The organism is Paenibacillus paludis (assembly GCF_042610515.1).
Taxonomy (GTDB): Bacteria; Bacillota; Bacilli; order Paenibacillales; family Paenibacillaceae; genus Paenibacillus_AQ.
Genome location: NZ_JBGJZP010000027.1, coordinates 24931 through 51824, shown reverse-complemented (window position 1 = coordinate 51824; position 26894 = coordinate 24931). Strand labels below are relative to the sequence as shown.

Sequence of the window (26894 nt, the reverse complement as noted above, 5' to 3'; positions counted from 1 at the left end):
GGAGCGGGGTTTTGTCTGATTCTGCATTTTAGATGAACATTTCAACAATCAGGAACAGATTGAGCGATACGACCAGCGCAGAGATGATCCAGCCCAGAACCGTAGTAATCCGGTGGTTGACCAGCCCCTTCATAATCTGGCGGTTGCTGGTGAAAATAACAAGCGGGATCAAAGCAAAGGCTATCCCGAAGGACAATACCACCTGGCTCATCACCAGTGCACGGGTCGGATTGATGCCAAAGGCGATAATCGCCAGCGGAGGAATAATCGTAATCGCCCGCCGCAGATACAGGTTGATTCTCTTATTTATGAATCCCTGCATAACCACATCACCGGCCATTGTCCCAACCGAAGAACTCGACAGCCCTGCGATCAAGAGTCCAAGGCCGAACGAAACTGCCGTTACCGGACCGGCCAAATGGCGGAACTGCTGGAAGGCCACATCCAAGTCTTCAACTACAAGCCCGTTCTTAAAGAAAAGGGCAGCGGCAACGATTACCATCGCCATATTCACAGCACCGGCAATAACCATCGCAATAACGATATCAATCATTTCCAGCTTGAAAATCTGTTTTTTCTCTTTTTCGTCAATCCCGACCACACGGCTCTGTGTCAGTGAAGAATGAAGATAGATCGCATGCGGCATGACCGTTGCCCCAAGAATCCCTGCTGCCAGCAGGATGCTGTCCACACCCTCGAATGCAGGGGTGAATATTCCGGCGATTACTGCTCCGGCATCCGGCTTAGCCATAATAACCTGGAAAGCAAAGGCTAAGACGACGATCAGTACCATCGAAGCAATCCCGGCCTCAAGCGTCCGGTAACCACGCCGCTGCAGCTCAAGAATAGCGAATGAACCGACAGCGGTAATTATTGCGGCAGGCAGCATCGGTATCCCGAACAGCAGATATAGTCCAAGGGCTGCCCCGATAAACTCCGCCAGGTCCGTGGCAATAATGACCAGTTCGCTTTGTATCCATAAAAAAATGGAAGCGCCCTTCGGGAAGCGTTCACGCGCCACTTCCGGCAGATTCTTTCCGGTAGCTATGCCAAGCTTGGCGGATAAGGACTGTATCAGCACGGCCATTAAATTCGATGCGGCAATGACCCATAACAACAGGTAACCGTATTTCGATCCGGCCGTAATGTTCGTGGCGAAATTCCCGGGGTCCAGATACGCTACTGAGGCAATAAAGGCCGGGCCCAGAAACGGAAGGAGTCTCTTCAATCCTTTGACGTCCCCGTTAAGTACTGCTTGTGCTGAAATTGTATTCTTGTGCTTCGGATTATTTATCATTTTGGGTGTTTCCACCACGTTTTGCTCGATCATTTCAAACCCTCCTCTTGCCCGGAAAAAGTTGTCTTCACACATGAAAGTTTCCCTGGTGCAACATTTAACTTATTTTTATTATAATCTGCTTAATGAAAAATGTAAATGTAATTTTCATGGAATTTTCCAATCAAACTATTACCTATTCTTAACTCAAATTATTGTCCGGCAATCATAATTAATCATATGTACCATAAGCCCAGTAAGTGAGCCTCCACTGCAAAGCGGATTTTGGGTATTTTGCGGAGCTTCCACAACATAAGATTCCACAAGTGGATACGCCTTCCCCGTCCTCAAAAGGACGGTATCCGTTTCAGCGAGAAATAGAAGAATAATTTATAGCGTGAAGCATATAAAATCTTGAATTTTAAAAAAACGGGCAAGATTCAGGATGAAATCCCCTGTTCTTGCCCGCTTCCTCAAATAGCTATTTCTTCCCCTTCCAGCTATCCTTCAGTGGAACAATTCTGTTGAATACCAGCCGGTCTCCGCCGCTGTGCTTGCTGTCGGCACAGAAATATCCATGGCGCATAAATTGGAATTTCGCCTCCGGCAATGCCCCTTCCACAAATGGCTCCAACAGGCAATTCTTCAGAAGCTTCACCGAATCCGGGTTAATGACATCTCCCCATGTCCCGGTATCTCCCTTAGGACCCTCGTTGTCTTTGAGCAGCTTCTCGTACAGATATACATCTGCCCGAATGCCGTGACCGGCAGATACCCAGTGGAGCGTTCCTTTCACTTTCCGCCCGTTACAGCCGCTTCCGCTCTTCGTTTCAATGTCATAGGTACAGCGCAGCTCAGTGATCTCCCCCGTTGCCGCGTCCTTGATCACTTCATTGCATTTGATAATGTAAGCCCCCTTCAGCCGCACCTCTCCGCCCGTCGTCAGACGGCGAAAGCCCGGAGACGGTTCTTCCATGAAATCCTCCCGCTCGATATATACGACTCCGGAGAAAGGGACCTTTCTTGTGCCTAGCTCTGGATTCTCACTGTTGTTATCTATCTCCAGCAATTCAAAGTTCTCTCCGGCTTGCCCGGCATAATTGGTGATCACAACCTTTAAAGGATCAAGCACCGCCATTACACTAGGCGCTTTGGCTTTCAAGTCCTGTCTCAGGCTATGCTCCAGCATCGAGAAGTCAACCATTGTCTGATTTCTGACCATGCCAATCCCCATCACAAAGCTCTTGATGCTCTCCGGCGTAAACCCTCTTCTCCGCAGTCCGCGAAGCGTGGGCAGTCTTGGATCATCCCAGCCTTCCACATAATTGCCGGCAACCAGCTGCCGGAGGTAACGTTTGCTGGTGACAACACCGGTCAGGTTAACCCTGCCGAATTCCCTTTGCTTGGGCGCTTCGGCGGTCTCCAGCTCATTCAGCACCCATTCGTACAACGGCCGGTGATCCTTGAATTCCAGAGAGCACAAGGAATGTGTTACGCCTTCAATGGCGTCTTGAATGGGATGGGCAAAATCATACAGCGGATAAATGCACCACGCCTCCCCTGTCCGGTAATGTTCGGCATGAATGATTCTGTACAGTATGGGGTCCCTCAGATTGATGTTGGGCGAGCCCATATCTATTTTGGCCCGCAGCACCCTGGACCCGGAAGGATACTCACCGTTTCTCATTCCGCTGAACAGGCTCAGATTCTCTTCCACCGTGCGCTCCCGGTAAGGGCTGTTCGTTCCCGGTTCGGTTAAAGTCCCTCTGAAGGCGGTGACCTGCTCAGGAGACAAATCACAGACATAGGCTTTGCCCTTGCGGATCAAGGCCACCGCGCTGCTGTAGATTTGCTCCGAATAGTCGGAGCCGTAATAAATATGCTCACCCGGGCTGCAGCCCAGCCACTCGATATCTTCAATGATGGCCTTCACATATTCCATATCTTCTTTCAGCGGGTTGGTATCATCAAAGCGCAGATTAAATACTCCATTGAATCTGCGGGCCATGTCATAGTTGGTATGAATCGCAAACGCGCTGCCGATATGAAGATACCCGTTCGGCTCCGGGGGAAACCTTGTGCAGACCGCTCTGCTGTAGACGCCGCCCTCCACATCTTCCCTGATCAGTTTCTCCATATAGTTCTCTTCATTCTTCTCTTCTGGCATCTCATTTACATTACTCATAGCTAAACCCTCCTGTGTGTGTGCAATAACCGCTCCTAAATAGTAATTCTGCGCAACAAAAAAGAACCTCACCTCCAAGACTTTGCGTCTTGGGGACGAGATTCTCGCGGTACCACCCCAGGTTTATTAATATGTCGCCATATTAAACTCATCAAGTACGGCATTGCTGAAAGCAAGGCTTATACTCTAGCTCTGTAACAGGAGCACCTGTCGTACCATCCCCGGCTGCCGGTTCCGATACGCCGCTCAGAGGCTTGTTTCAACAAAACATTCCCTGCCCCTTTTCAGCATCCGGGGCTCTCTGTGAAGGAATGAAATTATCTACTCTTCTCATCATCGCGTGTCATTATTTTGTATAGAATACCAAACAATCCCTGCCCCTGTAAAGAGGCGGCTTACCCTTCACTGAGCGCGGCCAGCAGGTCCAAGGCTTCCTCATGTTCCGGCTCCAGGACAAGGGCTTTGCGTGTATAATCCAGTGCCGCCTCCAGATCCTCCAGCTCATAGCTGCAAATCGCCAGACAATAGAGCACTGTAATTACCGGCTCTTCCTCACTCTCATGAAGCGAGCGTTCCAGGAACATGCGGGCATCGCGGTACATATCCATTTCAAACAGCAGCAGTCCGCTATCCAGCGCCAGATCATACCTCTGGGGCATTGGGTAATATCCTGCCCACATCTGCTGTATGCCATGCTGGAGATCCAGCAGTTCTTCGTCATTCGCATCCTCCAGCAGGCTGGAAATACGCTCAGCGCTCTGGATGAACAGCTCAGCATCATATCCGCCGAGACGCCAGAAAGCGAGAATTTGCTGCAGCCCGATGCTATCGAAGTTCTGATCCACCCATACCTTCAGGCTGAAGAAGTCATCCGGTCCGAACCGGTCGACAAATCTCCGGTAAGCCAGCCGGGTATGCACATGGCTCGCCGGATCTTTAAGCTTCAGAATACAGCCAACGTTCAGGTTCTTATAATGATGCGGGGTGAACAGCGAAAGTGCACCCTTTTGCTCAAAAAAGTACTGCATCGCGTGATAATTGGCCGTTAAGGAGATACTTCCGTGATGCATCAGCTTAGGGGGCTCTGCAAACTCCCAGTTCTCCAGCCGGTGATCGCCCTTGTCGGCGGTCAACAGCAGAAAGCCCGCTTGGGACAGACTGTCCAGCCGTTCCATACAAGCCAGCGCCGTAGCCGGGAACAGAATATGGGTATCCTCCAGCTTCTTCCGGTAGTAGTCCGCCACCACGTGATACGGATACGACTTCTCTTCATACCCGGCTGCACGGCTGTAATGATATTCCGGAATGATCCCCTTCAGCACCTCTGAAGTCCCCATCGACTCGGCTTCCTCCGGATACTTTAGGGAAACCTCGCATTCATAAATTTTGCCTTCGTCGATATAGAGCAGTTCTTGCTGAATGCTGTCAAAGAAATAGTTGGCGATTACCAGCAGCGGCTGCTTCAGTCCGCCCACCTGGATCACGTTGCCGCTGTGCGTCAGGTGCAGCTCGGTATCATGGACCGCGTCAAAGCGCGCGAAATCAAGGATTCCCTGCTGAACAAAAGGGATCAGGCCGGGATGCTGCTGCCAGCCGGCAATATTTTTGACCGGCAGATCGCTCATTACATATTGGAATGGAGGCAGCTTAATCCCCGCATAGTCGATCAATTCGCTTAGCTTCTGCAGCACCTGGAAGGCTAGTCTGCCTGCCCCCGCACCCATTTCCAGAATAATAACCGGCTCATCGGTCTGGCCAAGTGCATAACGGTCTTGCAGGAAGCCGAAGATCATCTCAGCATAGGCTGTTCCGATCATCGGGTTGCTCGTAATATATTGCGGAACCTGGTCGTTTTTCCAGGCTTGCAAGCCCAATTCCTCGTAATATGACCGCTGCAGCTCCCAAATCGGCGCTTCACTAAAGCGGTAGCGTTGTTGTTCGCTATTCGTCATGTTCTCTAAACCTGCTCTCTATAATTCTTGTTGAATATTAATAATTATATCCAATATCATGTCCAGTGTCCCACATTCCGCTGCCATTCATAAAAATCGGCTTCCGGCATATATATTCCCATTGATGTATTTTCGGATATGGAAAGGAGCTTAATCTATGGATTCCACTGAACAGGATTCAGCCGGAACAATGAAAATCCCCCAGCCGATAAGAAGCGACGGTGCAGGCAATATCGACCGCGGGCCGCGCGATATTATGCGGGACCGCGAGAACCCGGATATGTTCGTTCCTCCCCCCACGGACAACGGACTGATTCCGAATCTGAAGTTTTCCTTCTCCGATACCCATATGCAGCTGAACTGCGGCGGCTGGTCACGGGAAGTTACGGTAAGGGAACTGCCTGTCGCCACGACTCTGGCAGCGGTCAATATGAGCCTGACGCCCGGCGGAGTGCGGGAGCTGCACTGGCATCAGCAGGCGGAATGGTCTTATATGCTGATCGGGAGCGCGCGGATCACCTCCGTGGATCAGAACGGCCGCAACTTCATTGCCGACATCGGCCCCGGAGATCTATGGTATTTCCCTCCGGGTATTCCGCATTCCATTCAAGGACTTGCCGAAGGCTGCGAATTCCTGCTCGTCTTTGATGATGGCAGCTTCTCCGATTTGAATACACTGTCGATCTCCGATTGGTTCGCCCATACGCCCAAGGAAGTCCTGGCGGCGAATTTCGGCGTGCCCGCTGCCGCCTTTGACTGCATACCGAACGATCAGGTCTATATCTATCAGGATCAGGTGCCTGGTACAATACAGAGTCAAAAGGTGCAATCGCCTTATGGGGAAATCCCGCTGAGCTTTAAACATCAATTATTGGCCCAGCCTCCACTGAAGACCCCGGGAGGAAGTGTAAGAATCGTCGACTCCTCCAATTTTCCGATCTCCCGGACCATTGCCGCGGCACTGGTGGAGATTGAACCCGGGGCCATGCGGGAACTGCACTGGCACCCGAATAATGATGAGTGGCAATATTATCTTGCCGGGCAAGGACGGATGACCGTCTTCGGGGGAAACGGCGCAGCCCGTACCTTCAATTATAGAGCCGGAGACGTTGGGTATGTCCCTTTTGCTTATGGACATTATATCCAGAATACCGGCACAGACACGCTCTGGTTTCTGGAAATGTTCAAAAGCGACCGCTTCGCCGACGTCTCCCTGAACCAGTGGATGGCCCTGACTCCCCATCAGCTGGTGGGCAGCAATCTGAATGCCGGGCCGGAGCTGCTAAATGCATTGCGTAAGGTGAAATGGCCTGTAGTGGAATATCCGGGCTACGGATTCCCGAAACGCGAGGAGTAACAACAAATAAGGAACGGCTAGGACAATGCTGTCCAGGCCGTTCCTTATTATGCAGATTGATGATTTTATTTGGCTAATCCTTGTTTGGTCAGAATATAACCTGTTCCTTGAGCAGTCATCCCCACGGCATAGCCGCCACTGAACGATGAGGATTCTCCCGTATAGATAAGCTTGGTCAGCAGTTCGCCCTTGGTGTTGATGTAACCATATTTGTCTTTGGAATTGTCGGCCGGGTTGCTGATGCCAACTAAAGCTATGCCTTCTTTGAACGAAAAGGCTCTATTGTATTTCTGGTAACCGATGACCAGCTTGCCTTGTTTATTGATGAAGCCAACTTTACCTGCAGAATTGTATACGCTGGCCAGGCCTTCACTGAAATCACCGGTATTCTCATATTGAAAAGGAAGGCTGAGCTTGCCCTGCTTGTTAATAAATCCCCATTTGCCCTTCGCATTCATCACGGACGCCAGTCCTTCTGAGAAGTCGCTTCCCCCTTTGTACTTAAACGGAATCACTGGTTTTCCCGCCGTATTGATATATCCGTACAGCCCCGCACTGTTCTTCACAAGAGCCAAACCTTGGGAGTATCCTCTCGCTTCGGTGTATTGATAGGGAATAACCAGTTTGCCGGAAGTATTGATAAATCCGATCTTCCCGCCCTTTGGCGCGTAAGCTAATGCCAGTCCGTCCGAAAAATAAAATTCCGAGCTATATTTCTCCGTTAGTGTAGTAACCACCTTGCCTGCCCGGTCAATAAGGGCTTCGCCCGCCCCCTCTGCAAGCACCACATGGGCTACACCACCCGACAGATTTCCGGCGGATGCATATTGGCAGGGAATGGCTACAACTCCCTTCGTGTTAATATAGCCATACCGTCCGGTTGCCGAATCCATCACAACAGCCCGCTGCTCAGCAAAGTCTGTTACTGGCACTATACCCACCGGGAGGACAAAAGCCTGTTTGCCGGTACGATCATAATAAACAAGATCTCCATCAGCCTGCACTGCAAGCAGCAGCCCATGATGAAACTCTGCGTCACTGTTTGGCTTAGCGGTATCAAAGTCAAACGACGTTTGGGAGACATCAATCTGTGCCGGAGAAGGAGCTGCCCATCCGGTTCCCGCAATTGCGGTAGTAAGACTCAAAGTCAATAATGCCATTCCGATTCTTTTGAACATGTCTGAAAGCCTCCACTTCCTTATTTTACCTAATATATAGACGTGTTGATTATGGAAAAAGTTTCGTTGACTGTTGTGCAGCTTCTGTTGCATTCAATGTTAATTGGCCAAAGTTGCTGTATGAATTATTTATTTCGTGAAGTACTAACAGCGTGTAGGAGCTCATATTCTGATAATGGGGAGCGAAGCAGCATCTTGGAGAGGAGATGCCGGTCCGAAGAGCCATTCTTTCACAGGAATGGAGGTCGGACTCATGAGTACAGATCAGCTCATTGCACTGCTCGTTCTTGTCATTATGATCGTACAGCTCGCCGTCAATAAGGGGAAATTCTAAAGAAATGCACTCCTGAATCCGCTTGCTGCCCGGGGTATCACTGGGGCAGCAGGCTTTTTTTCTGATAACAATCTGCCGGACACCGGACAAGCTTCTCGAACAGCGGTTAGCTCAAGCTCGCATTCGCTTAATCTGCACTTCCACAAAAATCCGCATCTTTTTCACTTACTAAAGTTGAGAAACATTAAAAAGTATAGTAATATAAAAAGATGAAGGAGGCGGATTACAATGGCCCAAATGGAAAATAGTATGGAGATAGGAATCAGCACTTTTTTGGAAACTACGCCCGACCCGGTGACCGGCAAGGTGATGAGCCATGCGGAAAGACTGCGCGAAGCGGTCGAAGAAATTGTTCTCGCCGATCAGGTCGGCCTTGATGTATATGGAATAGGCGAGCATCACCGTGCAGATTACGCGGGCAGCTCTCCCGCGGTTGTACTCGCGGCAGCTGCGGCTATGACGAAGCAGATCAGATTAACCAGTGCTGTTACCGTTCTGTCCTCAGATGATCCGGTTCGCGTCTATCAAGCCTTTTCTACCCTGGATGGCATTTCGAACGGAAGAGCGGAGATTATGGCAGGCCGGGGGTCGTTTATTGAATCCTTCCCCTTGTTCGGCTACAGCCTGGAGGATTATGACGAATTATTTGAAGAGAATCTGGAGCTGCTGCTGGCAATCCGCGCATCAGAGAAGGTAACCTGGCGCGGCGGCCATCGTCCGGCCATCGATAACCTTGCAGTATACCCCCGCTCCGTTCAGGACCCGCTGCCGGTCTGGATCGCCACCGGGGGAAATCCGGAGTCGGCGATCCGCGCAGGGACGCTGGGGCTTCCGGTCGCTTTCGCCATCATTGGCGGAATGCCGGAGCGGTTTGCCCCGCTTGTGAAGCTTTACAAAGATGCCGCCGCACGCGCCGGACATGATCCTAGCAAGCTGCAGATTGCCACACATTCACACGGCTTTGTCGGGGAAACCACCGAGCAGGCCGCAGCCTTGTTCTATCCTTCCACCCAGGCGCAAATGAATGTCATTGGCCGGGAACGGGGCTGGAGCCAGTCGTACAACCGCGCAGCTTATGATGATGCCCGCAGCCTGCGTGGAGCTCTATATGTCGGTGACTCCGAATATGTCGCCGAGAAGATTATTTTGCTGCATAAGAACCTGGGCGTTACACGTTTCTTCCTTCACGTCAATGTCGGCACCATGCCGCACCGTGAAGTCATGCGCGCCATCGAGCTGCTCGGCACCAAGGTTGCGCCAATCGTGCGCAAGGAGCTTGCCCGCGGCTAAGTCAATCCTATTAAGTTCTCATACAAAAGGGATGTCCGGTAAGCCAGGAAATACGTGGCCGCCCAGACATCCCTTTTTTTGGGGGTATAAGAATCCATCCTTATCAGCCGCCTACGGAATCAAACACGGCTGATTTTCCGTTTTTGTGAATCTGTATACTCCCATAGTCCTGGGCATTGCCCAGCTCGAAAATCCTCATTCCCTCCAATCTTTTATCCTGATAGTCCATCGTCCCGAGTTCTTCAAGGTTTATTGTGAGCGTCTGATCTTCCGCCTCTGCTTGCAGCGAATTCAGAAATTGGGCTTCCTCTCCTTGAATTACGCTTGAATAATTAACANTCCATCGTCCCGAGTTCTTCAAGGTTTATTGTGAGCGTCTGATCTTCCGCCTCTGCTTGCAGCGAATTCAGAAATTGGGCTTCCTCTCCTTGAATTACGCTTGAATAATTAACAATCAGGTACTGATCTTCAGCGGCCGGAGAATATAAATACAACCCATTCTTTTCTTTGATCTGCTCAACAAAGCTCTTTGCCCCGTTACCTAGCTGCTCCAGCTTCACTTCATGTACCGGCTCGGCGTCAGTACGGCTGCATCCCGCTAATACCATTACGATAATGGAACAAAGGTATAATAAAGTGCCAGCTTTCTTCATGATTTAACAACTCCCGATTTCCTTGATTTCCTGATTTCCTTCATAAGCTTTAATAAAGTTCATTCATTCCCAGATTATTCGCGAAAAACCCGCAGCAAGTACGGGTTCAGGTTATCAACTAATCTACAATCTGCAAACAGTGATTTGTACAGGGGTATCACTAAATTCTTTCATTATAATCTCTTTCACTTTTTCCCATTGCAATTTATCCAGGCCGCAGCCAATTTCAGGCATAGCTATTTGATTGACGGCTTCCTGCAGACATATTTCCTTCATTGCTCTTAAGGACAACGTTAACGTATCATAAGTAGGCTTCTGCCAGTACTTTGACTTCGTTATCAAGTTAAACACTCGCTCCACTTTGTAACATTCACCTACGAGTAATTCATTCCTGTTGGCCTTCTCTTGAAGGGAGGACAGCTTGAATCTTTTCCTAAACTGTACAGCAATTCCAGCCCCCATCTTAGCATCCGCTGAAATACAATGGGCCAGACAGTAATCTTCCGGCATTGAAAACAAGTCTTTCTTTATCTCCTGAAATTCCATCGGCATTCACTCCGTGCAAGGATATAGTGAAATCTATCAATTTTCAAAATCCGTGTTATTTACTTTATTGTACTCTTCCAATAGCTCCTTGTACTTCCCTTCCTGCTGGCTTAACATCCACTCGAACAATGTTCGGACCGCTTCAAAAATATAAGGCTTAATCTTATATGGAATAGCTTGCAGAGTCATCTCATCCTGAACTAAATGCTCATAGAAGCCGACACAAATTGCATTATTCAGATACGGACTTCTCCGGTATTGGTTAAAACACCACTCCGCATAATTATAAATCTTATCTTGTTCTTTCCAATCCTTATTCCTATGTGCTTCAACAAGTCTATCTCTTAACCACACTAATAAAGAATAAATCGAGTCCTCTTTTTCATTAAACTGAAACCTAAGATCATAAAATAACTCAAGCCCTATTCTTCTCCAGGCACTCATGTATCACCTCTATTTGTATTCAGGTTCTGCTACCTTATCTTTAGGATTGTTCCCCGGGAATTTCCGAGATAAAATCCTTAGCTCCAGCCGGAAAAGATTTGGAAGCACTAAAAATCACATTACCCGCTTCGTCAAACGTACCGTATTTCACTTCCTCCATTTTCCACAGATCCATGAAATAATTGACCTTCCCGCTGTAATCAGGACGGGTTCCCCACTCTTCTCCATTGGGTTTCATCATATTAATCTTAAATCCGTTTCCGATCTGAAGTACCTCCTTCCCTTGCCATACCCCCCAGGCCGCTCCATTGATGACTTTATAGTAGGTGGAGATACCTCTGTATTCATAGATAAAGCTATTGCTTTTCCCATATTGAAAATAATAAGTTCCGCCCGCTCCGCCTTCTTGATCCGGGATTAGGTCATCCTGCAGCGTAATACGCGGCAAATCAAGCGCTGCATTTCTGGACTTGACCAGATCAGCACTGACCGAATCCTTCAACAACTCTTGACTCGTCTTATAAATAACTACAGTTTTTGTTGGCGCATCCCATACCACATTTGCCTTAATCCCTTCCCCAATCCACCGAAAAGGAACATACACCGCTCCATCTCTGATTACAGGAGGCGTCTTAAGCGTTACCCGTTCCCCGCTTACAATTGCTTCCTTGCTGCCCACTGTTAATTTCAGACTATCCTTTGTTACAGAGTCAGTTACCGTGATAGTTTTGGTTTTGCTGCTCCAATCTACATTTACATTTGGAATAATGGAAACCGTACGAATCGGCACTAACGTTACATTGTTCACTACGATGGGTTTCTGATCCCCCGTCTGCACCCCGTTTATGTTTAAGTGAAGTTCATTTTGAAGCGCAGCTGCCTGGGCAGAGTGCATCGTAAACATAGTACACCCTATAAGAGTACAAATGAGGAGCATCATTTTTCCCTTCATTTTATCTGCCTCCGCAATTAGTTTTCATTATTTATAGACGCCGCTAAAAGGAAATTTTTTCTATAAATTCAAATAGTCCCGTTGCATGTGATTAGTTCGACTATATAAATTGAATTCAAGGATTTTCCATCTTGGCGAGGACGTAACTACGGTGAATATTTGGACTTCCGGCCGCTGTTGTCGTAAGAATTTCTTGATTTAATCCGCTATTTGCGGTGGAAATCCGGTGACAAAGGCGGTCGCTATCGCTCCTACAGTTCCAAAATCCCCCTCCGTTACTTTTGCCTTTTTGGATAGTTATTAAGTTCATTCTATATAATTTGAGAAACGGCAGCAGCAATATCGCCTGCTGCCCTTCGCGCTTATGTATGATTAAGCACAGACCCAATACCTTTCCATTCATAAACTAATAGGTTCAATTCAGAACCTGCAATCTTCACCTTTTCCGTTTGAATCCATTCAGCACCAAAGGCTTCATAGAAGTAACGAGATTTGTTGCCCTCCAAAACCTCAACAAATACCCTGTTTATACTCAGCTTTTCAAATTGTAAAAATAGTATTCTTAAAAGCTGCCTTCCTATCCCCAATCCTTGATATTGTTCAAGGACATAAATCGAGGTTAAGTCCCCTGAGTTTTCTACTGTATTCGTTTCTCTTTTTCCGCCATCGGCAAATCCAATAACTTCTCCAAGGTTATTTTCTGCTACAAAGACATAATTATCATCTTTTGATAAATTCCTCATCCATAATCTGGTCCTCTGTTCATAAGACAGCTTCTCTAAAAATTCGTCAGGCATTATATTTCTATAAGTGGTTCTCCAACAATCCACATGTACTTTTGCTATCCCTTTAGCATCTGAAATCTTGGATTCTCTAATAATCATTGCTAACCCCCTCTGGATATTACCAATCCATCCAATTTTATTTAACGCATATTTTACCATGTTCAGTTAGGGCGTGTCTTCAAACCACTTCACTCGCCAAAACCTGCTGATGTATGCATTCTAAGGAATCACGGGTACAGTACCATTTTCTGATCACACGCGATGAAAGGCGTTTCGCCACTAGGTAGTTTTTTCGGTGGAGGCTTACGTCTCGGGGTTTCAGAGACTTCGCTCTTCTTCCGAAGACGTGTGTGTGTCTGGAAAGTGTATTCCTGGCAGTACAAACGGACCGATCTGCACTTATTTGGGGCTTTTAGCCTGTTACAGTAGGGAAACGGACTCCAGTGCAGTTATTTCTCCCCGATGGCCATTTTTAGATAGAATGCAGCGCAGATAAGGTCCGCTGGGTCCGCAAAAGAGAATAAACAGGGGTTTTACTCTTCATAGCGTCTCCTGAGTCCGAGTAAACGAACCCGCTGCGGGCTTGAGGGACCCTACCTTCAATACTAAATCCCTGCTTCCCCAGAGCTCTTCCAGTTTAAAGACACTCTCTAGTGCCCCCACTTAGTCAGCTTCATTTAAGAACTACAAAAAACCAGCCCTCAATGGGCTGGTTCGCTGCAAGGTTAGCTAATGGAACGACAGCCGCCCGCCAATTTGGCGGATATGGGTTACGTCGGCCCACAGAATAAAATAATTGTAGAACATTCCCCCGATTTGGACTGGGCGGGGGTATGCCCTTCATACCTCACTTCGCTGACCGGGCGCCAGTCTGAGGGATACGGAAAGGATACCCGGTACACGGAGTTTGTGTAGATGCTTTTCGGCACCCTGACACGAGGAGACCATTGCAGGGCGGTAATATGACCACCGCTGAGGACATTCACCGGCATCGGCGCTCTAATATCGACAATCCAGAGTTGAGCTGCTCTTCCTGCATCAGTGCATCCCGATAAATACGCGATTCTGCTGCCTTCCGGCGACCAGCTGACGGGAGTCGCGAAACAATCCGAAGCCGCTATAGTCTTCTGCTGCTGACCGGTACGGCTGTCCATTTGGATGAGAGAATAATAATTTGGTGCCTTATAATCGGTTGCGCTATAAGCGATGGTTCGGGAGTCCGGGGACCATGCTGGAAAATAGTTTTTGGCGAGCGGTCCCCCTTCCAGCGTGTAGATGGTGCCGGTGGCCAGATCCACCGTGGAAATGATTGAGATGCTGCTGCCGGGAAACGTATAAAGCGCGAAGGCTCCGTCCGGGGAAAGCCTAACATCATGCAGCGGCCCTTCCGTATTCTGCGTGATTTGTCTCCTGACTGTACCATCTGTCCGGATGCGGTAGAGCTGGGTGTTGCCGGTGGAATCCGGAGCAGCAAACAAAAGCTCCGTGCCCGAAGGGAACCATTGGACATCACTGGCATCCGGCTCCGGGATGCTATTGCTGTTATGGGAGAATGTATCGTAGATGACGATTCGCCCGTTTTTGACATACGCCAGAAATTTGCTGTCGGGGGACCAATCCAGCAGCGTGTAGGGTTCGATTTGGTCGATCCGGGCAGCCCTAAACGTGACGGTATCTATTAGGTAGACCACGTTGCCAACGCCAATGAAAGCGACTCTCCTGCTGTCAGGAGACCAATAAGGAACGGAAAACTCTGCACCCAGTCCCTTGGTAAGTTGAAAATTAAAACCGTCCTGCGGTCGGTACAGCCAAATGTCGAACGTTCCGGCGCGGTCCGACGTGTAGGCGATCCATCCTTGAACATAATCATGAGGAACAGCTTGCACGGCCAACATCCTCTCCTGAATCATCTTATCTTTCAAATGTATTCAGTGGAAGGCGATTAGGCTACAGTCCCGGACCGGCGGTTTATTTATAGATCAGACCCCGCCTTCATTGAACTCCTCTCTTCCAGAAAAAAACACAACGGCCTTGGTCCATGAACTTCAGGACCAAGGCCGGTTTACGGCTTTAATAAGCCTAACGTACTATTTCTCTTCCGTTCCCACGCTTGAAATGAAAAACTCATATTCAAGACTTTGCTCTGCAGGGATGGTGTATTCCTTATATACTGGCGCGCCCCAGCTATCGTCTCCGCCTACGCCCATTTGTCTTCCTGCTACTGTCACTACGGTGTAATGAACCGCCGGAAGCTCGAACGCATGGCTGGCATGCTCCAGCTCGAATGCGGTATACGGCGACAAATTACATTCCACAGGCGCGGTTGCCGGGGCCGAGATTTGCAGGCCCACTCCCGATTTATCGGTAATCTTCACGCGGCGTACACCGGTGCGGTTACCGGATTCCTGCGGAACAAGGTAACGGGACGGCAGCTCCTGTACGCTCCGGCTGAACACGCCAAGTCTGGCACCGTACGCACGGTCGATATAATTCTCTTCCGGTCCCATCGCATACCATTCCGTCTGGTCGTAGTCGGCCGGCATTTTGAAGGACAATGCCAGGATCGGCAGATCCGGAAGCCCGGCAGCACCGTTGTAGCGGGTACGCACCCGCACTTTTCCGTCGCCGTAGACCGTATAGGCGGTTCGAACCGACAGCCCGGGATGGATACTGAACCGGTAATCAAAGCTCACCGTGACTGCGCCTTTCTCCTCTGCAAGGCTCACCTCCACACATTTACGCGACAGGCTGGCAGCATACCAGCATCCGGCATTGTAGCCGAGATTGGTTCCTTTGTCGTTGTCGGTCGCCGCCCGCCAGAACAGCGGGGCCGGAGGAGCCGCAATCATTTCGCGGCCGTGGATGTTCAAGGACACCAGAGAACCAGCCTGTTTAGAGAACAGCACGGTGAAGCCCTCGCCGAGGACGCCGATTTGCACATCCCCTTCCACAACCTTCAGTTGGCCGGCTGGCTGCTCCGCTTCTGCTTCCTCTTGCACTACGAAGATGGACTCTCCAAAGGCAATTTCATATCCGGCCTTGGCCCAGAGCTCCGCATCCTTCAGCAGCAATGAGGCCTGAATGCTGTATTCGCCCGATTTTCCGTCTGCTTGCGGCAGCTCGACCGGCACCAGCACCTCGCTTTGCGGCGCGGCATTGACGTCAGTTGTCCAAGCGCCGAGCAGCTCGCCTTCACGATACAGCCGGTATTCCAATGCCAGATGTCCGGTTCCTGCGAACAAGCTCTCATTAATGAGCCGAATGCCAGTTTTACCAGGCTCCAGCTTGTAGTTCTGGTACAGGAATTTAACCTCCTGCATCTTCGGCGTCCACTGCCGGTCGGCGTAGACAATGCCATTGCCGCAGAAGCTGTAGTCCGTCGGACGGTCCTGGAAATCACCGCCGTAAGCAAAATACTCGCGGCCGTAGCGATCCTTAGTAATAATCGACTGATCGATATAATCCCAAATGAAGCCACCCTGGTACATCGGGTACTTATTCTCCAGCTCCGTGTACTTATGCATGCCGCCCACCGAATTGCCCATCGCATGCATGTATTCGCAGCTGAGATAAGGCTTGTCCGGGTTGCTGTTCAAATACTCTTCGATATCCGCCGGTTTGGCATACATCCGGCTCTCCATATCGCTTGTGGCATTGTAATTACGGTCATAGAACACACCTTCATAATGGACAAGACGGCTATTATCACGGCTGCGGAACCAATTCGCCACATCCAGAATGACCTGACCCGCATACGACTCGTTGCCGCAGGACCAGATTAGAATGGATGGATGATTCTTATCCCGTTCCAGCATAGACTCTGCCCGGTCCAGCACGATATCGCGCCAATTCGGATCGTTGCCGGGAATGTTCCAAGAAGGCTCAACAGCCCCCATCTTTTGCCACGAACCATGGGTTTCCAGATTCATTTCGTCGATGACGTAAATGCCGTATTCATCGCACAGCTCATACCATAGTGTTTGGTTGGGATAATGCGACGTACGTACGGCGTTAATGTTGCTGCGCTTCAGCGTACGAATATCCCACAGCATGTCCTCGCGGGTAATCGTCCGGCCGGTGCGGCAGTTGAATTCATGCCGGTTGACGCCTTTGAATACAATCCGCTTGCCGTTGATGCACATCAGCTTGTTCTTCAGTTCGAACCGGCGGAACCCCGTCTTCTGGACAATCGCTTCAATGAGCTTCCCCTGTGCATCGAGCAGCGAGATGCAGAGTGAATACAGATACGGATTCTCTGCACTCCACGTCAGAACATCCGCAATGTCTCCAGACAAGGTCAGTTCACGTCCGATGAACCCGCCCTCCGCACTCAGACGGACCTGTCCTGCTTTGTCCTTGAGCTCAATTCTTGCGCTAACGTTCTCCTGCAGAGTATCCAGCAGCTGCATTTGAACATTCAGGCTTCCTTGCGTATAAGTATCGTCAAGCTCCGCCCGCACCGCGAGATCCCGGATATGTTGCTTCGGAACAGTATACAAATAGACGTCGCGGAAAATACCCGAGAACCGCCAGAAATCCTGATCCTCCAGCCAGCCTCCGGTACTGCGCTGGTATACCTCGACGGCCAGCTTGTTTTTGCCTGTACGCACATACGGGGTCAGATCAAATTCCGACGGCGTAAAGCTATCCTCGGCATAGCCGACAAAATCCCCGTTAAGCCAGACATAAAAAGCCGACTCCACCCCTTGGAAGGAGATATAGAGCGGTCCGTCCTCCAGGTTCGCCGGGAGACGGAATTCCTTCACATAACTGCCGACCGGGTTATGCTCCTGCGGGATATGCGGCGGGCGGACATCACTTAGTCCATCCCACGGATACATCGTATTGACATATTGTGGCCGGCCGAAGCCCTGCAGCTGGATATGTCCGGGAACCCGGATGCTGTCCCATGCGGAGCAATTATAGGATTCCGCAAAAAACGGCTCTACACGGCTGGCCGGATTCGGCGCATAGCTGAATTTCCAGCTGCCGTTCAGGCTATAGCGCATATCCATCGGCGCACCCGCCTCTGCCTTAGCCATGCCTGCATAATAACGGTGGTCCGAATGGGCCTCGAGCCGGTTCACCTTGAACACACCCGGGTCCTCCAGCCAGCTCAAACTTGGGGTAACTGCCAATTTCATTTCCTCCTTTAGAACGTGAACATAAGAATGTTAGCTGCTTCATTCTTATGTTCAGCTTATTAGTCATTGTTATTTCACGGAACCCACCATGCCGGCAACGAACTGCTTCTGCATCAGGAAGAAGACAAGTGCTGTCGGAAGCGTTGAGATGACAACCGCGGCCATAATCACGCCGAAATCCGGCGAATAGCTGGAGCCGAGATTGGAGATCAGCAGCGGAATTGTCCGTTTCTCCGGAGTCTGCAGCACAATCAGCGGCCAGAGATAATTATTCCAGCTGGACATGAACGTAATAATGGCGGCAGCCGAGTAAGTTGTCTTCATGGTCGGAACATAAATTCGGAAGAATAATCCCAGCTCCGACAATCCGTCCATCCGGCCGGCTTCCAGAAGTTCCCGCGGAAACATCTTGGAGCTCTGACGGAAAAAGAAGATCAGAAACGCCGTTGTGAAGGTCGGAAGAACGACCGCGGCCATCGTGTTGACTCCAATGAGCGGAGCTGTAGCGGACAGCTTTGAGAACATTTGATAGAGCGGTACCATCAACGCGGCGAAAGGAATCATCATGGATAACAATAACAAATTGAAGACGATATCCTTTGCTTTGCTGCGATAAATTTCGAATCCGTATCCGGCCAGTGATGAGATCAGCAAGGCCAGAATCGTTGTCGTCACAGAGATTTTGAGCGTGTTCCACAGAGCAGGCACAAGATTGATTGAATCCGTCAGTTTCTTGATATTCTCGATCAAATGACTTCCGGGAAGCATTCTTCCCTGAGTTACATCTACCGAAAGGTTCGTCGCACTAATAATCATCCACAAAAACGGGAAGATCGAAACGATCGCTACAATGGACAGAAACACATAAATAGGTGCGCGGCGTAAGGTTCTCATTACTTATCATCACCTGCCAATTTGATTTGAAGGAAGGCCAGTACAATAATCATGACAACGATGGAGTAAGACACAGTAGCTGCGTATCCAAAGTCAGGGGTGTACTTGAACGAAAGGTTATATATATATTGGGAAATGGAGAGTGTCGCGTTGCCGGGACCTCCCTTAGTAATATTCATGATTTCATCGAACAATTGCAGCGTCCCGATAGTCGAGGTGATCGACGTAAAGAGAATAATCGGCTTAAGCAACGGAGCGGTGATCGAGAAAAATTGTCTGACCCCCGAGGCGCCGTCAATCCGCGCGGCTTCATAAATGGAGTTGTCGATGTTCTGCAGCGACGAGAGGAAGAAGATCATGTTGTATCCCGTCCACCGCCATGTAATTGCGATAATAATTGTGACCTTTGCCCAGAAGGGATCGGAGATCCACTGAATCGGTTCGGATAACAAATGCATGTTCATTAAAGCCAGATTCACCAGTCCGTCATTACCAAACAGATATTTGAATACGACGGAGTATGCCACAAGCGAGGTTACGCAAGGCAGGAAAATAGCGGTACGGAAAAACCCTTTGAAGCGCAGCTTACTGTCATTAAGGAGCACCGAAATAATCATCGCAAAAGTGATCATGAGCGGTACTTGCACAATCAGGAACAGAAAGGTATTCTTTACGGCGGTAAAGAAGGTTTTGTCGCTGAGCAGCCGCTTATAGTTGCTTAATCCGTCAAAATGAAGATTGGCTCCTGCGCCCGTTTTGAAGGAGAGCAGCAAAGCCTGAATCATCGGATAAAAGTAGAACAAGCAAATCATGAGGACGGCCACAGCAATAAATAACCAGCCGGTAAGCTTAGCGCGGTTGCGCATGGTATGGTTCACAGCTCTCAATCCTTTCTCTATACAGGCGTGAATCGGAAAACGGATAAGCCGCCGTCCCCCCGAAAGGCTTAAATCGGCCGGTACGGGGGGACAGCGGAGTAGTCAGGTCCTACAAGGGGTTACTGGATTTGAGACTCCGCTTGGGACTGAGCATCGCCGAGCGCTTTATTTATATCCGTACCGTTCAGGTAATTCTGCATTTCAACCTTGAGGATATCCTCGATAGCATAGGTGTGCATGCCGTAGTTAACATTCGGAATTTCCGCAGTCCATTTTGCGAAGTCGGAAATGACCTTTTGTCCGCCAAAGTAGTTGTCTGCGGCAGTGTAAGCTTCGCCTTCAGCAGCCGGCTTATAGGTTCCGATAACGCCAACGTCGGTCACAAGCTTCTGGTACAGGTCAGTGTCGGAGCCGAGTGTTGCGCCCAGGAATTCAATTGCCGCTTCTTTCCCGTCGTTGTTAAGTACATACCAGGAGCTGCCGCCCAGGTTGGAGGCATGCACGGAGCCTGTCGCATTTTTCAATTTAGGGAATGGAACAACCGCCCATTTACCGGACTGGTCAGCTGCCGATTTCACCGATGGTGTAATCCAGTTGCCTGTTGGAATGGATGCAACGGCACCGCTGTTGAAGCCGGCGAGGAACGAGCTCCAGTCGGAGTTAACCTTAACGATATCCGCAGACATCAGCTCTTTATAGCTTTCGAACGCTTCCTTCAGTACAGCATTGTCCTTCAGGTCAGGTGTTGTACCATCGCTCTTCAGATACCAGGAGCCGGCGGATTGGATCATCATCCGGATCAGCCCCAGATCGTTCGGGTCCTGGGTCAGCATATCTTTGCCGGTTTTAGCTTTTACCGCTTTGCCGATCTCAATGTACTTCTGCCAGTCGATATCCTGCAGATCGTCAACTGTGTAGCCCGCTTCCTGCAAATAGTCTGTGCGGACATACAGGCCTACAACCCCGGAGTCGAAAGGAACGCCATATTGCTTGCCGTTAAAGCTGGTTGGTCCGATCTTATAATCGGCGAAATCAGCGGGTTTAATGGCATCACCGAGCTCCTGAAATGAGTCTGGATACGTTTGCAAAAAGCTTTGAGCACGGTAATCTTCAATCAGAACGATATTCGGCAGACCCGATGCGCTTCCCGAGTTGAGGCCGGTGTTCAGCTTCTGGATAATATCATCCTGGGCATATTCGATAACGTTGATTTTAGCATCCGCGTGGTCTTTCACATACGCATCCTTCGCCAGATTCATCGCGGCGATATTAAAGTTTTTGTCCCATGCCCAGACCGTGATTTCCTTGGAGGTGCCTGTAGCTTCCCCCTTGTTGGTATTTGCCTGGTTATTGGCGTTACTGGAGCAGGCTGTCAGCAGCATAAAGCCGGCGAGCAGAAGAGCAGTAGCTTTTTTCTTCATGATGTATATCCCCCTAACGTATATTTGAAAGTGCTTTCTTTATCAAGAATATCATCCTGGTCCTTCATTTCGTTAGAAATTAATTTAGTTAAAATAGTGATAATATTGTCTTTGTATCCGCTTCCACGGAGAGTGAATTAGCATTTATTTTCTCCTTTCGCACTTTTTTTAGGTAAATCCCCGTCCAACAAACATCGCACATACAAAAAACCGGCGCCGTTTATAGGGCGCCGGTTCATGGCGTGGCTTGGATAGTATGCTGCAAAAACACCGGTTCAATCCGTAGTCAGCAGGGAATTTTGATAGAAACCTTCGTCCCCTGCCCCGGTGTGCTGGAGATGGATACGCCGTAAGGCTCACCGTACAGCAATGTCAGGCGGTCATGAACGTTGCGGATGCCGATGCCGCTGAACAGCTGCCTGCTGACGGACGAGGCAGGAATCGAATCCTTGTTGTCCAGGTCCATCCCGTCTCCCGTATCAACCACCTCGCAGTGCAGCGTATCCCTGTCCTTCATTATGGTGACATAGATATAGCCGGAGGTTTTGATATTGAACGCGTGAAAGAAGGCATTTTCGATAAAAGGCTGAAGAACCAGCTTGGGCACTTTAGCAGACATGCAGTCCGGTGAAACGAAGTAATCCACCTTAATGCGGTTGCCGTTGCGAACCTGATTAATATATACATAATGCTTCAGGTTAATAAGCTCCTCTTCCACTGTAATCGTCTCGTTCACATTGCTGATGGTATTCTGGAGCAGGGAAATCAGCGCATGAATCGTCTCCGTCGCCTGTTCCTTGCTTCCTCTCTGCACCAGAATATTGACTGACGCCAGTGTGTTGTATAGAAAATGGGGATTGATCTGCTGTTGAAGCGCAGCCAATTCCGCCTTCCGCTGCTCCTTTTGGGTCTCCACAAGCTGACCCACATAATCGTTCAGCTCTTTGAGCATATAGTTGTATGCGGTGCTGAGCTGTCTTGTCTCATAGGTACCGGTAACCGACATGTAGTTATGGAAACTTTTTTTGGTCACATTGGACATTTTTTTGACCAGTGTGCGCAGAGACTGCGTCAGCCTCTTCGTCAGAAAATAGATGACGAGTACGGCTACGGCGGCGATTGCTGCAACGATCAGAAAAATCGCCTTTTTGTCCAGCAGCGTGCCGATTGTCTGTTTCTTATCAATCAGATTCACAATATACAGGTTGTACGAAGGCAAATAGTCCGCCAGCACGATGACCTCCCGCCCGCCGATGGAGAGCTCCTGGCTGGATTTGCCCACCTCGGCGATCTGCTGCGCACTCTCCAGCAGGTCGGGAGACATGCTGCCGATTTGCTCCGTCCGATTACTGGACACGATCAGGCCCGATGTATCCAGAAACATTACATCGTTTCCCTGACTCGTAAAGCTGGCGTAGTTCTTGCGGAAATCACTTTCACGGGTGAACATATACAATGTGCCGTACGGCTTGGATAAACCCGGGGCGGTCAACGCCTTGGCGGCGACAAGATAACGGCTTTGTGAATTGAACGGGCTGGCGTCCATAAAGCTGTAGAAGAGCTGCCCATTGCGTTCCTGAGCGGCCTTTGTAATGGGATTGTTCTTCAACTCTTCTGAGGAGCCCGACCAGTAGGTAACATCGCTGGTGTAGCTTCTTCCGTTCACACCCAGAATGGAGAGGCCGATATTGGTTCCTCCGATACCGGATTGAATGCGGTCCATCTGATCCCGCATACTGTAATACCGCTTGAAGTTCGCCAGTGAATTGATATCCTTCTCCGTCATGAAGCTTCTGATCACGCCGCTCTGCCCGACTTCAATAGCGCTGTTGACGGTTGCATAATGGGAGTTCTCCAGCGCACTTTTGATCTGGTCGATAATCTTGGAATTGGTGATGCTGAAGGTTTGCACGAACAGCTTTTGGGACATTTGTACGGTCACTCCGGTAATCAGGACGGTAACCAGAATGATGCTGATGACCATGACGGCGAATATTTTACTGAACAGGCTTTGATCCTTGAGCTTTGTGAGCCATTTCTCCGTTAGTCCCATTTCGGGCTCCTTCCCGCTGCATTAGCCTTTCCGGTATTGACTAGGCGAGCTTCCCATCAGCTTGCGGAATACTCTGGTGAAATAGCTGTGGTCTGAGTAGCCCACAAGACTGCTGATTTCAGAAATGGATAAACCGGCATTTTCTTTCAGCAGCAGGCACGCTTTTTCGATCCGCACCCGGTTTAAATATTCGTTGAAGCCCTCTTTGTTATGTAGCGCAAAATAATTAGACAGATAGGACGGGTTGAAATGAAACTGCCTTGCCACTTCGGTCAGCGTAAGCTGGCGTGAATAATGTTCGTCGATATACAGTAAAATTTTTTGAATGGCCGGTACTCCGCCGCGGTTCTTGGTTACGCATTCCGTCGCAGCTTGCAAAAACTGCTCAAGCCGTATCTCCGTTTCACCGATATGCCGTGCCTCATGAATGGAGCGGAAGAACTCATATTTGCTTTCGTCCAAGGCGCGGGCCTCGTAATGGAAATGCAGCAGCATTCCGATGATCTGAAACATACTGTGGCATAAAAACGATTTGAACTCGAACATCCCTGTATCTCTCCGGCCGGACATGGACGCGACATATGCGCTTAAGCGGCCGAAAGCCAAGTCGAACTCCTGCCGGTTCAGCTCTGCACCGAAGGCATCCTGATCGAAAGCGGGACCCTGCCGCCCCTCCTCGCCGTTATCTACCAGCAAACAGTGATCCGGGAGAAAGAAGCGGCGGTCCAGCAGCTTCATCAGATCATCCGTATAGATCGTATGCAGTTCACTCAGCTCAGTGAAAACCCGGCTGACCGCGAGATTCAGGAACATATTTGCACGGATGCCCGCGGTGAATACCTGATCTGCAAGACGGACGAGCGCCTCATACCCAGCCTCCTCCAGATTAAACAACAGGCGGACATGCCCCTCCAGCGGAGACAGCCGGCGGAAGGTCACCCTGCTGCCGCTGCTTTGCAGCAGAGAACGAATGCTGTTCTCCAGCCACTCCTCTTTGCGGCTATTCGCAGCGGGTTCGTCGCCCGTATCAGCAATTAGCAGCACAAATCCCGGAAAGGGGAATGTTACCCGCAGCGCTTCCTCGTCGTACTCCACTGGAAAGCCGGAAACCAGTTTGTCCAGAATATAGTCCGCAGATTGCCGCTTGTCGCTTCTCCAGTCCACATGCTGAAGCAGCGGAATCCGCTGCGCCGTTTTTTTCAGAACGGCAAGCAGTGAAGCGGCCTCCAGTCTGGGCTTCAGGATATAATCGGCAACCCCGCTTTGGAAGGTCGAACGCACATATTCGAACTCACTGAAGCTGCTGAGCACGATCACCTCAATTTCCGGATACATCCCCTTGACGAGCCGGATCAGCTCTTCCCCGTCCATCACAGGCATAACGATATCGGTCAGGATGATATGCGGACGCTGTAATTCAATTAATTCAAAAGCCTCTCTTCCGTTGGAGGCCTCGCCCGCAATCTGAAACCCTTCCCCTTCCCAGTCCAGCAGATGGATTATCCCCTGCCGTACCAGCATTTCATCGTCCACCACCAATATTTTGCAGAACGTTGTGTCCATGGCTTCTCCTTTTTACGAACAAAAATACACTAAAAAACAAAATGAAACCCGCTTGATTAAGGGGTTCCATCTCATTGAAACAAACTTATCTATCAGAAATGAAACAGCTTTCATAATCTGATTTACATTATAGGTATACGCCCGGAGACTGTCAATTGAGAGGGAGGAGGGCGATTAGGCTATAGTCCCCGACCGACAGTTTATTTATAGATCAGACCTCCGCCTTCCTTAAACTCTTCTGCTTTGTCCCGCATCCCTGCGGCAATCATCTCTTGCTCCGGTTCTTCTTGTCCATCCTGCAACCTCGCCGTATCGCGGATACCATGAGAAATGCGCATACTACAGAACTTGGGTCCACACATAGAGCAGAAATGAGCCGTTTTGGCCCCTTCCGCCGGAAGGGTCTCATCATGATATTCCAGCGCCCGTTCCGGGTCGAGTGACAAATGGAACTGATCCCGCCAACGGAACTCGAAGCGCGCTTTGGAGAGTGCGTTATCCCGATCCTGCGCCCCCTTGTGTCCTTTGGCCAAGTCGGCTGCATGGGCGGCAATTTTATAGGTGATGACGCCTTCCCGCACATCATTTTTGTTAGGCAATCCTAGATGCTCCTTCGGGGTAACATAACACAACATCGCCGTGCCGAACCAGCCGATCATCGCCGCTCCAATAGCCGAGGTGATATGATCATAGCCGGGTGCAATATCCGTAGTCAGTGGACCCAGTGTGTAAAAAGGAGCGCCATGGCAGAGCTCAAGCTGTTTATCCATATTCTCTTTGATCAGATGCATCGGCACATGGCCCGGGCCTTCCACCATCACCTGAACATCATGCTTCCAGGCAAGCGAGGTTAATTCACCCAACGTCTCCAGCTCGGCAAACTGGGCTTCATCATTAGCATCGGCAATGGAGCCTGGCCGCAGCCCGTCACCCAAAGAGAACGCCACATCATAAGCCTTCATGATTTCACAAATATCCTCGAAATGTGTATAGAGAAAGTTCTCCTGATGATGGGCCAGGCACCAGGCCGCCATAATCGAACCCCCTCTGGAGACGATGCCCGTCATTCTTTTGGCCGTTAATGGGATGTAACGCAGCAGTACCCCGGCGTGAATGGTGAAATAATCCACTCCTTGCTCCGCCTGCTCGATCAGAGTGTCCCGGTATACCTCCCAAGTTAAATCCTCAGCCTTGCCGTTTACCTTTTCCAAAGCCTGATAGATAGGCACTGTCCCGATAGGTACCGGAGAGTTGCGGATAATCCATTCACGGGTGGTGTGAATATTTTTGCCTGTCGACAGATCCATAATATTATCCGCTCCCCAGCGGGTAGCCCATCTCATCTTCTCAACTTCTTCATCAATGGAAGAGGACACCGCCGAATTCCCGATATTGGCATTGATCTTCACCAGGAAATTCCGCCCGATAATCATCGGTTCACTCTCAGGATGGTTAATATTCGCTGGAATGATCGCACGGCCGCTGGCTACTTCCTCTCTAACAAACTCAGGGGTTACATTTTCCCGGATTGCGATAAATTCCATCTCCGACGTAATCAGGCCTCTGCGCGCATAATGCAGCTGGCTGACATTGCCGCCTTCTCTGGCTCTCAAGGGCCGACGCTGCAATCCCGGAAACACCTCTGCCGCCGACTTCTCCGTGAGATTCCCGTTATCCTCCGGCTTGACCGTTCTTCCTTCGTAAGATTCGGCATCTCCCCGCTCCGCGATCCACTGAAGCCTGTGAGGCGTTAACCCCTTGCGGATATCGCTATAGGCTTCATCGTTAGTATAAGGCCCGCTTGTATCATAGACACGGACAGGAGCATTCTCCGCTTCTCCGGCCGTACCCGAGGTTCGGCTTAATGTAATCTCGCGCATCGGAACTTGAATATCAGGCCGTGAGCCCTCCACATACACCTTGTGACTTCCCGGAAAAGCACACAGATCGACCTCATGTTTCTTCTCTTGATTCGGCATCTTATTTCCT

19 protein-coding genes and 1 other annotated feature are annotated in these 26894 nt (G+C 49.8%); of the genes, 3 read left to right on the top strand and 16 right to left on the bottom strand.

Annotated elements, in window-relative coordinates; all coding sequences use genetic code 11:
• Positions 1 to 28: 28 nt before the first annotated feature.
• From ACAN56_RS31705 to ACAN56_RS31695, 3 genes are all read right to left on the bottom strand, one after another.
• Positions 29 to 1297 (bottom strand): Nramp family divalent metal transporter, encoded by a 1269-nt coding sequence (locus ACAN56_RS31705; protein WP_144024483.1) that lies wholly within the window; start codon positions 1295 to 1297, stop codon positions 29 to 31.
• Between the two features lie 460 nt (positions 1298 to 1757).
• Positions 1758 to 3461, bottom strand: coding sequence for a glutamine--tRNA ligase/YqeY domain fusion protein (locus tag ACAN56_RS31700; RefSeq protein WP_379147785.1), 1704 nt, complete (start codon positions 3459 to 3461; stop codon positions 1758 to 1760).
• 88 nt (positions 3462 to 3549) lie between these two features.
• Positions 3550 to 3807 (bottom strand) — a binding site (T-box leader).
• Between the two features lie 49 nt (positions 3808 to 3856).
• Positions 3857 to 5413 carry a tetratricopeptide repeat protein gene (locus ACAN56_RS31695; RefSeq protein WP_379147783.1) on the bottom strand — a complete coding sequence of 519 codons (1557 nt, stop codon included), beginning with the start codon at positions 5411 to 5413 and terminating at the stop codon, positions 3857 to 3859.
• Between the two features lie 157 nt (positions 5414 to 5570).
• On the opposite strand from ACAN56_RS31695, the gene ACAN56_RS31690 reads away from it, so the two are divergent.
• Entirely contained in the window at positions 5571 to 6770 is a 1200-nt protein-coding gene (locus ACAN56_RS31690; protein WP_379147781.1) for an oxalate decarboxylase family bicupin, read from the top strand.
• A 65-nt stretch (positions 6771 to 6835) separates the two neighbouring features.
• Here ACAN56_RS31690 and ACAN56_RS31685 read toward each other — a convergent pair whose 3' ends face one another.
• Positions 6836 to 7948, bottom strand: a complete 1113-nt coding sequence (locus tag ACAN56_RS31685) for a WG repeat-containing protein (RefSeq protein ID WP_379147779.1) — start codon at positions 7946 to 7948, stop codon at positions 6836 to 6838.
• A 175-nt stretch (positions 7949 to 8123) separates the two neighbouring features.
• On the opposite strand from ACAN56_RS31685, the gene ACAN56_RS31680 reads away from it, so the two are divergent.
• The gene (locus tag ACAN56_RS31680) at positions 8124 to 8282 is read left to right on the top strand and encodes a hypothetical protein (protein ID WP_156130961.1); all 159 of its coding nucleotides are present in this window, start codon (positions 8124 to 8126) and stop codon (positions 8280 to 8282) included.
• Positions 8283 to 8510: 228 nt separating this feature from the next.
• Positions 8511 to 9572 carry an LLM class flavin-dependent oxidoreductase gene (locus ACAN56_RS31675; RefSeq protein ID WP_379147777.1) on the top strand — a complete coding sequence of 354 codons (1062 nt, stop codon included), beginning with the start codon at positions 8511 to 8513 and terminating at the stop codon, positions 9570 to 9572.
• 776 nt (positions 9573 to 10348) lie between these two features.
• Here ACAN56_RS31675 and ACAN56_RS31670 read toward each other — a convergent pair.
• The 12 genes from ACAN56_RS31670 to thiC all read right to left on the bottom strand — a co-directional run bounded on the left by ACAN56_RS31670 (position 10349) and on the right by thiC (position 26884).
• The gene (locus ACAN56_RS31670; protein ID WP_379147775.1) at positions 10349 to 10771 is read right to left on the bottom strand and encodes a macro domain-containing protein; all 423 of its coding nucleotides are present in this window, start codon (positions 10769 to 10771) and stop codon (positions 10349 to 10351) included.
• 36 nt (positions 10772 to 10807) lie between these two features.
• Positions 10808 to 11215, bottom strand: a complete 408-nt coding sequence (locus ACAN56_RS31665) for a DUF7674 family protein (protein WP_038596762.1) — start codon at positions 11213 to 11215, stop codon at positions 10808 to 10810.
• A gap of 40 nt (positions 11216 to 11255) precedes the next feature.
• Positions 11256 to 12119 carry a copper amine oxidase N-terminal domain-containing protein gene (locus tag ACAN56_RS31660; protein WP_379147773.1) on the bottom strand — a complete coding sequence of 288 codons (864 nt, stop codon included), beginning with the start codon at positions 12117 to 12119 and terminating at the stop codon, positions 11256 to 11258.
• A gap of 410 nt (positions 12120 to 12529) precedes the next feature.
• Entirely contained in the window at positions 12530 to 13051 is a 522-nt protein-coding gene (locus ACAN56_RS31655; RefSeq protein ID WP_379147771.1) for a GNAT family N-acetyltransferase, read from the bottom strand.
• A gap of 671 nt (positions 13052 to 13722) precedes the next feature.
• Positions 13723 to 14847, bottom strand: coding sequence for a hypothetical protein (locus ACAN56_RS31650; protein WP_379147769.1), 1125 nt, complete (start codon positions 14845 to 14847; stop codon positions 13723 to 13725).
• Positions 14848 to 15039: 192 nt separating this feature from the next.
• Complete coding sequence (lacZ, locus tag ACAN56_RS31645) at positions 15040 to 18096, bottom strand: beta-galactosidase, LacZ type (RefSeq protein ID WP_379147767.1); 3057 nt, start codon at positions 18094 to 18096, stop codon at positions 15040 to 15042.
• 69 nt (positions 18097 to 18165) lie between these two features.
• Positions 18166 to 18990 carry a carbohydrate ABC transporter permease gene (locus tag ACAN56_RS31640; RefSeq protein WP_038596768.1) on the bottom strand — a complete coding sequence of 275 codons (825 nt, stop codon included), beginning with the start codon at positions 18988 to 18990 and terminating at the stop codon, positions 18166 to 18168.
• Positions 18990 to 19856, bottom strand: coding sequence for a carbohydrate ABC transporter permease (locus ACAN56_RS31635; protein ID WP_038600839.1), 867 nt, complete (start codon positions 19854 to 19856; stop codon positions 18990 to 18992). Before ACAN56_RS31635 ends, ACAN56_RS31640 begins: the two co-directional genes overlap by 1 nt.
• A 131-nt stretch (positions 19857 to 19987) precedes the next feature.
• Complete coding sequence (locus tag ACAN56_RS31630) at positions 19988 to 21289, bottom strand: ABC transporter substrate-binding protein (protein WP_379147765.1); 1302 nt, start codon at positions 21287 to 21289, stop codon at positions 19988 to 19990.
• Between the two features lie 286 nt (positions 21290 to 21575).
• Complete coding sequence (locus tag ACAN56_RS31625) at positions 21576 to 23342, bottom strand: sensor histidine kinase (protein WP_038596773.1); 1767 nt, start codon at positions 23340 to 23342, stop codon at positions 21576 to 21578.
• Positions 23343 to 23363: 21 nt separating this feature from the next.
• Positions 23364 to 24905, bottom strand: a complete 1542-nt coding sequence (locus ACAN56_RS31620; RefSeq protein WP_038596775.1) for a response regulator transcription factor — start codon at positions 24903 to 24905, stop codon at positions 23364 to 23366.
• A gap of 200 nt (positions 24906 to 25105) precedes the next feature.
• Positions 25106 to 26884, bottom strand: coding sequence for a phosphomethylpyrimidine synthase ThiC (gene thiC, locus ACAN56_RS31615; RefSeq protein ID WP_038596778.1), 1779 nt, complete (start codon positions 26882 to 26884; stop codon positions 25106 to 25108).
• Between the last annotated feature and the right edge of the window lie 10 nt (positions 26885 to 26894).